The sequence below is a fragment of the uncultured Muriicola sp. genome, assembly GCF_947258935.1.
Lineage (GTDB): Bacteria > Bacteroidota > Bacteroidia > Flavobacteriales > Flavobacteriaceae > Muriicola.
Genome location: NZ_CAMYKH010000083.1, coordinates 1 through 9,727, shown reverse-complemented (window position 1 = coordinate 9,727; position 9,727 = coordinate 1). Strand labels below are relative to the sequence as shown.

Here is a 9,727-nt window from a genome sequence, read left to right as displayed (position 1 = left end):
ATACTGGAACAATCATACAAACTATCGAAGGAATTAATACGTGTTCAATAAGTTGCAAAGCCGTTACTTTATTGGCGATCCATAACATGGTAGTCGTGACATCCCCAATAGGAGACCAGGCTCCACCGGCATTTGCTGCAATAATGATCATACCGGCAAACCAAAGTCTCAATTCACGATCCTTTATTACTTTTTGCAATATAGTAACCAATACGATGGTTGCTGTTAGGTTATCTATAATGGCCGAAAGAATAAAGGCCAAAATGGAAAAAAGCCATAGTAATTTTGATTTCTTCTTGGTACGTATATAACCTTTTATTGTTGCGAAACCATCAAAATAATCTATGATCTCAACAATCGTCATAGCCCCCAAAAGAAATACCAATATCTCTGCTGTTTTCCCCAGATGATGAAGGAGCATTTCATCTAAATGGGAGGGTTCCAATTCCTTGAGAGTTGTGTTTACCTCAAAAACAGGCATATGGGTTAAAGCAATGATCGCCCATAGAATGGCCATCATCGCCAAAGCGGGAATGAGCTTATCTATTTTTAAATTGTGTTCTAAGGTAATTGCCAAATATCCTGTAATGAAGATGATAATGATAATGGTTTCCATACTAGTTGGTGTTTATAGTAGTTGTTTAAGTGCTATTTCAAAAGCGGTCTTGCTTAAATTGATTTTAGTAGGATTTTGCCTAAAGATATTCAAAATTGCTTTCCGAATGACATCCGAAGTATCATTAAATATCAATTCATCATCCATGGCTACCCTTCCTTCCATAAAATATGCAAAAACCCGGGCCATTCCACAATTGGAAACAAAGTCCGGAATAAGACTAACTCTTTCATCTGTATATTCCATGATAGGCCCAAAAAATATCTCTTTATCAGCAAAGGGTACATTGGCTCCGCAAGAAATAACCTCCAGTCCGGATTCTATCATTTCGGAGATCTGTTCCTGAGTGATCAATCTGGAAGCGGCACAAGGTGTAAAGATCTCTGCAGATAAACTCCAGATCCGCTCATTCATTTCCGAAAATGGGATCATCTTATCCGGATCGGCAATAAGCGTATTCCCTTTTTTATGGAGAAAAAAGGTTTTGATCTCATCGAACGAAAATCCATTTTCATTTATTACGCCACCCTCCCGGTCTATGACCCCAACCACTTTAGCACCCATTTGTGCCAGATAAAAGGCGGCCGCTGCTCCTACATTCCCAAAACCTTGTACCACAGCCTTTTTTCCAATGACAGATCCTCCGGAGATATTGTAATAATGCTTTACAGCTTCAGCAACACCAAATCCGGTGATCATGTCCGCTACTGTATATTTTTGACTTGTATCCGGAGAGTACATAGAACTTTCCAATACTTTGATAACTCCAAGACGCAATTGCCCAATTCGGTTGATCTTATCTGCCTCTGTAGGCTTAAAATGCCCGTTAAATACCCCTTCCTGCGGATGCCATACACCTGCATCCTCAGTAATAGGGATCACTTCATGGATCTCATCAACATTGAGGTCGCCCCCTGTCCCGTAATAACTTTTCAGCAAGGGAGCCACTGCACTGTACCAGCGTTCTAAAACCCCTTTCTTTCTTGGATCATGAGGATTAAAATTTATTCCCGATTTGGCTCCTCCTATGGGTGGACCAGATACTGTAAATTTTACTTCCATGGTTTTGGCAAGAGACAATACTTCATTCATATCGAGCCCTTCGCGCATTCTTGTGCCACCACCGGCGGCTCCTCCGCGTAGTGAGTTTATGACCGTCCAACCTTCGGCTTCCGTTTCCGGGTCCTTCCAGTTAAAAACTATTTCAGGTGCTTTATTTTCGTACTTCTTTAAAAGATCTTTCATTAAGGATAAGGATTATACTATGAGTCATTCATTGAAAACAGGCCATCCAAGGCCCTCGCTTTAAATCAAATTTTTAATTGAAGCTAATGCTGTCTCATAATTCCAATACGCTTTCTAACGCTTTAAATTCACCTTGCAACAAATATAAAAATATTGACGGGGTATAAAAGTATTTTATAAGAGCGTAGTTCTAAACTTTGAAAAAGATGTTTTGTGGTATTCTCAAATTGACGGTATAATCATTGAATAATTTCCAATCAAGATGTATATTTGTAGGCCTTTTTTAACAATACACTAAGTACTATGGATTTTACACTTTCGGAAGAACAATTGATGATTCAACAGGCAGCCCGCGATTTTGCCCAACAGGAACTTCTGCCCGGAGTCATTGAAAGAGACGAAGCACAAAAATTCCCGACAGATCAGGTAAAAATGATGGGGGATTTGGGATTTATGGGGATGATGGTAGATCCAAAGTACGGCGGAAGCGGACTAGACACATTATCCTATGTACTGGTCATGGAGGAGCTATCAAAGGTAGATGCCTCCGCCTCCGTTATTGTTTCGGTAAATAATTCCCTGGTATGCTGGGGGTTAGAAACTTTTGGCACGGAGGAACAGAAGCAAAAATATTTAACAAGATTAGCTACCGGAGAGATTATTGGAGCATTTTGCCTGTCTGAACCGGAAGCCGGAAGTGATGCCACCTCACAAAAAACGACTGCCATTGACAAAGGTGATCACTACCTGCTGAATGGCACTAAGAATTGGATCACCAATGGCAACTCTGCCGATGTATACCTGGTCATTGCTCAAACAGATGTTAAAAAAGCACATAAAGGGATCAATGCACTGATCGTTGAAAAAGGCATGAAGGGATTTGAAATAGGTCCAAAAGAGAACAAATTGGGCATTCGAGGAAGTGATACACATTCACTGAATTTCAATGATGTAAAGGTCCCAAAAGAAAATAGGATAGGTGAAGACGGATTCGGTTTTAAATTTGCTATGAAAACCCTGGCAGGTGGAAGAATTGGGATCGCAGCACAGGCATTAGGTATTGCAGCAGGGGCCTACGAAATGGCCAGGAAGTATTCCAAGGAACGAAAAGCTTTTGGTACTGAAATTAGTAATCATCAGGCCATTGCCTTTAAGCTGGCTGACATGCATACACAAATTGAAGCAGCACGTTTTCTGGTTTATAAATCCGCATGTGACAAGGATAACCATGTAAACTATGATTTATCTGGCGCCATGGCTAAACTATACGCTTCACAAGTAGCCATGGAAACAACCGTTGAGGCAGTTCAGATTCACGGTGGGAATGGTTTTGTAAAGGATTATCACGTAGAGCGATTCATGCGAGATGCGAAGATCACTCAGATATATGAGGGCACTTCTGAAATTCAAAAGATCGTTATTTCGAGGAGCATTTTAAATTTATAAAATCTAATTACTTTCTTTTAGCACAACAATCTCAAAGACATTGTTTTTACAATTACAAAAGACCCCCCATTTGGGTCTTTTCTTGCAAAAGAGCATTATTAAAATCCCATTTAATAAGCGATTTAAAAAGCATATTGCATATTTTTCAACGAATTATTTAAAACGTTGTATTTTTTCTACTATCCATAGCTAAAACATAGATGAATCTCGGTCATTTTGGTATTTTTGAGTAAATACGAAAATAGATGTTGAAGAAGCAAGGATTGTATTTGCCGGAGTTTGAACACGACAACTGTGGTGCAGGTTTTATTTGCAGCCTGAAAGGAAAAAAATCGAATGACATTATTCATAAGGCCCTCGAAATTCTAGACAAATTAGAACACAGGGGTGCCGTAAGTGCCGATGGAAAAACCGGCGATGGCGCCGGGATCCTTATAGACATCCCACATCTTTTTTTCCAGGAAGAATGCTCTTTTGAACTACCCGAACCCGGGGTCTATGCCGTAGGTAATGTTTTCCTGCCAAAAAAGGCGAATCAGCGTGATTATTGCATCTCAGTATTTGAATCAGAAATTAAAAGACAGGGGTTGCATTTATTGGGGTGGAGAGATGTCCCTGTCAATACCTCAGTTCCCGGGCGTATTGCTTCAGAAACTGAGCCTTTTGTAAGACAGGTATTTATTGCAAAGGAAAATGAGAAGCAGGATTTCTTCAATTTCAATCTCAAACTATTTATTGCCAGAAAGGTAACGGAGCATACCATCATTAACTCTAAACTTTCTGAAAGCAAATTCTTTTACTTACCCAGCCTCTCAACAAAAATTATAATTTTCAAAGGGCTACTGATGCCCCAGGACATAAAAAGATATTACACGGATCTTATGGATCCCAGAGTAGTTACCAGGCTTGCGCTGGTGCACCAGCGGTTCTCAACCAACACCTTTCCTACATGGGACCTGGCACAACCTTTCCGTTCTATGTGCCACAATGGGGAGATCAACACCCTGCGGGGCAATGTATCTCGTATGCGATCTAGGGAAGGGCTCATGGAAAGTCCGTTTTTTGGGCCAGAGATTAAGAAAATTTTACCTGTAATCCTTCCCGGAAAATCGGATTCTGCTACCATGGACATGGTCGTTGAATTACTATTGATGACAGGACGGTCCTTGCCGGAGGTAATGATGATGCTGGTCCCCGAAGCATGGGAAAAAAATACAGAAATGTCTGAAGCCAAAAAGGCTTTCTACGAATATAACTCCTGCGTAATGGAGCCATGGGATGGTCCGGCCTCTATTCCCTTTACTGATGGCAACTACATAGGAGCCGTTTTAGACAGGAATGGACTTCGACCTTCGCGTTACTCGGTAACTAAGGATGGCTACGTGGTCATGTCTTCTGAAACAGGGGTTCTTGATATTGCACCCGAAAATATTGAACTTCATGGTCGTTTGGAACCAGGTAAAATGTTCCTGGTGAATATGGAAGAAGGCCGCATCGTTAATGACGAAGAAATAAAAGAGGAAATAGCACAAAGACATCCCTATAAAAAATGGCTCGATAAAAACTTAATGCACCTCAGGGATATTCCCTATAATGACTGCCCACTTTTTATTGGCGAGGAATCTGTGGAAAAAAGGAAAGCGGTTTTTGGATATACTCTGGAAGATATAAATACTATTGTCCTTCCTATGGGAAAAACTGCGAAAGAACCTATAGGATCTATGGGGTCTGATACGCCTATCGCAGTATTGTCTGAACGCCCTCAATTGCTCTATAATTATTTTAAGCAATTGTTTGCCCAGGTAACAAACCCGCCTCTCGATGGTATCCGTGAAGAACTGATCACAGACATTAGCCTAACCCTTGGTACGGACTTAAATATCTTTGAAATTTCCGAACGGCATTGTAGAAAATTAAAGATCCAGAACCCGGTGATCTCTAAAGAGGATCTGGATAAAATTAAGAATTACGATGCCAGCCCGGATTATAAAGTAGTATCAATTCCAATTTTATATGATGTTCAGAGAGGACACAATGGCTTGGAAGAAGCATTGGAGTCAATTTTAACTCAGGCGTCCAGGGCCATAGACGATGGTGCCAATATCATCATCCTGTCTGATAGATTCATAAGCGAGCAGAAAGCTCCAATCCCAGCATTGTTAGCTTGTTCTTATGTAAATAGTGGCTTACAGGCTGCAGGAAAACGCTCCAATTTAAGTATCATCATAGAATCGGCTGAACCAAGGGAAGTTCATCATTTTGCCTTATTGTTTGGTTTTGGCGCAAGCGCCATCAATCCGTATTTGGTAAACGAGATCATTGGAGAACAAATTGAAGAGAACGACATCACAGAATTTTCTTTTGATGAAGCTATTAAGAATTACAACAAAGCGATCGGGAAAGGCATCCTTAAAGTGATGAATAAGATCGGGATCTCTACACTCAATTCATATCGCGGCTCCCAGATGTTCGAATGTATTGGGCTTAATACCAATGTTGTAAACACTTATTTTCCAAATACACCTACACGTATTCAGGGAATTGGACTGTATGAGATAGAAAAGGAGATCGCAAAGAGGCATCAAAATGCCTTTGTCAAAAAACATGTGGCTGCAACGCTCGATCTGGAAATTGGAGGCGAATACCGTTGGAGGAGAGATGGTGAAAAACATATGTTCAATCCCCTGTCCATAGCTAAGCTTCAGAAATCTGTAAGAAACAACGAACCCAATACTTACAAAGAATTCGCCGGAATGGTGAATGAGCAATCTAAGGATCTTATGACCATCCGCGGATTGTTCGAGTTTGCAAATTATGACCCTATTCCTTTGGAAGAAGTAGAATCCTGGACAGAAATTGTAAAGCGCTTTAAAACAGGGGCTATGTCTTATGGATCCATTAGTAAGGAGGCTCATGAAAATCTAGCTATTGCAATGAACCGTATTGGCGGTAAAAGCAACTCAGGTGAAGGTGGTGAAGATGCGGAGCGTTTTTATAAGAATCAAACCGGAGATTGGCGAAATAGTGCCATAAAACAAGTTGCCTCCGGGAGATTTGGCGTAACCTCCAATTACCTGACTAATGCACAGGAGATACAGATAAAGATGGCACAAGGAGCAAAACCCGGCGAAGGCGGGCAACTTCCCGGCCCTAAGGTAAATCCTTCCATCGCCAAAACAAGGAATTCTACCCCTTATGTAGGACTGATCTCTCCTCCACCGCATCATGATATTTACTCAATTGAAGATCTGTCACAGCTTATATATGATCTTAAATCTGCTAACAGAGAAGCACGTATCAATGTAAAACTTGTTTCAGAAGTGGGAGTTGGGACAGTTGCAGCAGGGGTTGCCAAGGCGAAAGCCGACGTGATCCTTATTTCCGGGTTTGATGGAGGAACCGGCGCTTCGCCCCTAACCTCACTTAAACACGCCGGCCTGCCATGGGAATTGGGAATTGCTGAAGCACAGCAGACATTGGTAATGAACGACCTTAGAAACCGAATCGTACTAGAGTGCGATGGCCAGCTAAAAACAGGAAGGGATGTGGCTATTGCTTGCTTGCTGGGAGCCGAGGAATTTGGTTTTGCCACGGCACCTTTAGTAGCATCGGGATGTATTATGATGCGTGTATGTCATTTAAATACTTGTCCGGTTGGTATCGCCACCCAAAATCCTGAATTACGCAAGAAGTTTGAAGGGAAGCCAGAACATGTTGTAAATTATATGTACTTCGTTGCACAAGAACTTAGGGAAATTATGGCTCAGTTAGGTTTCAGGACCATAAATGAAATGGTGGGGCAGGTCCAAAAGCTAAACAGGAACAAGGCTATTGACCATTTTAAGGCCAATGGATTGGACTTGAGTCCCATTCTGCATAAAATTGATGTACGGAAGGGTACCAAACTCTACAATACACAAAAACAAGAACACCATGTATCGGACTCCATAGAATTCGAGATCATTGGGAAAGCGCATCCTTCAATATTCAGGAAAGAGAAATCGATTTTGCATTTTCCTATTCATAATACAGACAGGGCTGTAGGTGCCATCATCAGTAATGAGATCTCAAAGATTTATGGAGCAGAAGGACTACCCGATAATACCTTAAAACTGAACTTTACAGGTTCTGCCGGACAGAGCTTTGGAGCTTTTGCCACGCGTGGCCTTACCATGGTGGTAAACGGTAATACCAATGACTATTTAGGAAAAGGACTTTCCGGTGCAAAATTGATCATCAAAATTCCCGAAAAATCGACCCTCAAACCCGAAGAAAATATTATCACCGGCAATGTTACTCTCTATGGAGCCACTTCCGGAGAAGCTTATATTAATGGAAAAGCCGGAGAACGTTTCTGTGTTCGTAATTCTGGTGCCACGGCTGTGGTTGAAGGGATCGGCGATCATGGGTGTGAATATATGACGGGAGGAACGGCCGTTATTCTGGGAGAAGTAGGCCGAAACTTTGGTGCCGGAATGAGCGGAGGTATTGCCTACGTATTGGATCTGCATCAGAACTTTGAAAAACGATGTAATAAAGAGGCCTTGAACCTTCTTAGGGTAGAGGAAGACCGGGATATAGAACTTTTAAAGGGACTTATTGAAAATCATTATAATGCCACGCTAAGTCCGCTGGCACAAAGAATATTGGAGAATTGGGAGCACTACTTACCAAAGTTCATTAAAATATTTCCTGAAGAATACAAGCAGGCTTTGCTTCGTATGGAACAGGAAAAATTACAAACTATTTAGAACGAAATATGGGAAAGACGACAGGATTCTTAGAATACGGAAGAAAGACAGAGCCCTATAAACCGGTAGATAAGCGGGTAAAGGATTTTAAGGAATTTACCCTACCCTTAAAGGAAAAGGAATTAAAAGAACAGGGAGCACGTTGCATGGATTGTGGCATTCCCTTTTGTCATAGTGGTTGTCCTTTGGGAAATTTGATCCCGGATTTCAACGATGCGGTATACCGGGGGAAGTGGGAAAAGGCAGCTCAGATTCTTCATGCCACCAATAATTTCCCGGAATTTACAGGAAGACTATGCCCTGCGCCTTGCGAAGAAGCCTGTGTCTTAGGTATCAATGAAGATCCTGTTTCCATAGAGAATATAGAAAAAAACATTGTGGAGACCGCCTTTAAAAAAGGATGGGTAGTGGCCATGCCCCCGGAAACCAGAACAGGAAAAAAGGTAGCGGTTATAGGATCTGGCCCTGCAGGGTTGGCTGCCGCTCAACAACTCAACAGAGCCGGGCACAGTGTAACCGTTTTTGAGCGAGATGAAAAACCGGGCGGATTGTTACGATATGGTATTCCGGATTTTAAAATGGAAAAACATATTATTGATCGCCGTTTGGAAGTTTTGAAAGAAGAAGGAATTGACTTCAAATGCGGAGTGCATGTAGGGGTAGATATAACCGGAGGGTAGACGGGGTAAAGAAATTTGCACATGAGATTAAGGCTACGGATAAGAATGTCGTGGTTATTGGAGGTGGTGATACAGGTTCAGATTGTATAGGTACTTCCTTTAGACAAGGAGCAAAATCGGTATCCAATTTTGAGATATTGAGTAAACCTACGACTGAAAGACCACAGGACCAGCCATGGCCATTCTGGCCTATGCGTTTGCGAACCAGTTCTTCTCATAAGGAAGGAGTAGAAAGATTTTTTAGTATTTCCACAAAGAAATTCATTGGGGATAAAGATGGAAACTTAAAAGGATTGATCACTTCGGAAGTAGAATGGATCAAGGTTCCTGGCGAACGACCTGTCTTAAAGGAAATTGAAGGAACGGAAAAAGAGTGGCCCTGTGAATTGGTGTTGTTGGCACTTGGTTTTACAGGTTCTGAAATGACGATTGCTGAGCAATTAGGAATAGAGGCCGATGGGCGAACCAATATTAAAGCTTCTGTAAAAGATTATATGACCAACGTTCCCGGTGTATTTGTGGCAGGGGATCAGCGGCGCGGACAATCGCTTATTGTATGGGCCATTTCCGAAGGAAGACAGGCTGCCCATCATATAGATACTTTTCTTATGGGATCTTCTGAACTTCCCCTAAAGGGCGAGGGAGATCTGCCAAGGATTTGATCAGTATAAAATATAGATTGTATGGCCCTTCTTTTTGAAGGGTTTTTTTATTCCTGATAATATATTTGTTGATTAAAACAAAAAAAGGCAGCGACATATTACTGACTGCCCGTGCAAATAATGTGCTGCAAGGGTAGATACAGGAAGTAATCATGCCAAAGGCGTGGGCATTTGTCATGGATTATATGGCATAAAAAAACCCTGAAGTAAAATAGATTTACTTCAGGGTTAAAAAAGGCGGCGACCTACTCTTCCACCTGGTGTGGCAGTACCATCGGCGCTGACGGGCTTAACTTCCCTGTTCGGAATGGAGAGGGGTGGACCCCG

The 9,727-nt window shown here is 41.7% G+C and carries 4 protein-coding genes, 1 rRNA gene and 1 pseudogene; 3 read left to right on the top strand and 3 right to left on the bottom strand.

Features of this window, described 5'->3' with window-relative positions:
* Positions 1 to 616 (bottom strand): sodium:proton antiporter NhaD (nhaD, locus tag Q0X72_RS11915; RefSeq protein ID WP_297765672.1); only part of this gene is annotated, 616 nt, incomplete at its 3' end.
* A gap of 12 nt (positions 617 to 628) precedes the next feature.
* Entirely contained in the window at positions 629 to 1,861 is a 1,233-nt protein-coding gene (locus Q0X72_RS11910) for a Glu/Leu/Phe/Val dehydrogenase dimerization domain-containing protein (protein WP_297765669.1), read from the bottom strand.
* 303 nt (positions 1,862 to 2,164) lie between these two features.
* Here Q0X72_RS11910 and Q0X72_RS11905 point away from each other — a divergent pair, with 303 nt between their 5' ends.
* The 3 genes and pseudogenes from Q0X72_RS11905 to Q0X72_RS11895 all read left to right on the top strand — a co-directional run bounded on the left by Q0X72_RS11905 (position 2,165) and on the right by Q0X72_RS11895 (position 9,400).
* Positions 2,165 to 3,307 carry an acyl-CoA dehydrogenase gene (locus Q0X72_RS11905; protein ID WP_297765666.1) on the top strand — a complete coding sequence of 381 codons (1,143 nt, stop codon included), beginning with the start codon at positions 2,165 to 2,167 and terminating at the stop codon, positions 3,305 to 3,307.
* A 245-nt stretch (positions 3,308 to 3,552) separates the two neighbouring features.
* Positions 3,553 to 8,058, top strand: coding sequence for a glutamate synthase large subunit (gene gltB, locus Q0X72_RS11900; protein ID WP_297765663.1), 4,506 nt, complete (start codon positions 3,553 to 3,555; stop codon positions 8,056 to 8,058).
* Positions 8,059 to 8,066: 8 nt separating this feature from the next.
* Positions 8,067 to 9,400 (top strand): annotated as a pseudogene (locus Q0X72_RS11895) (glutamate synthase subunit beta).
* A gap of 232 nt (positions 9,401 to 9,632) precedes the next feature.
* On the opposite strand, the gene rrf reads toward Q0X72_RS11895, so the two are convergent.
* Positions 9,633 to 9,727, bottom strand: a 5S ribosomal RNA gene (gene rrf, locus Q0X72_RS11890); the annotation flags it as partial.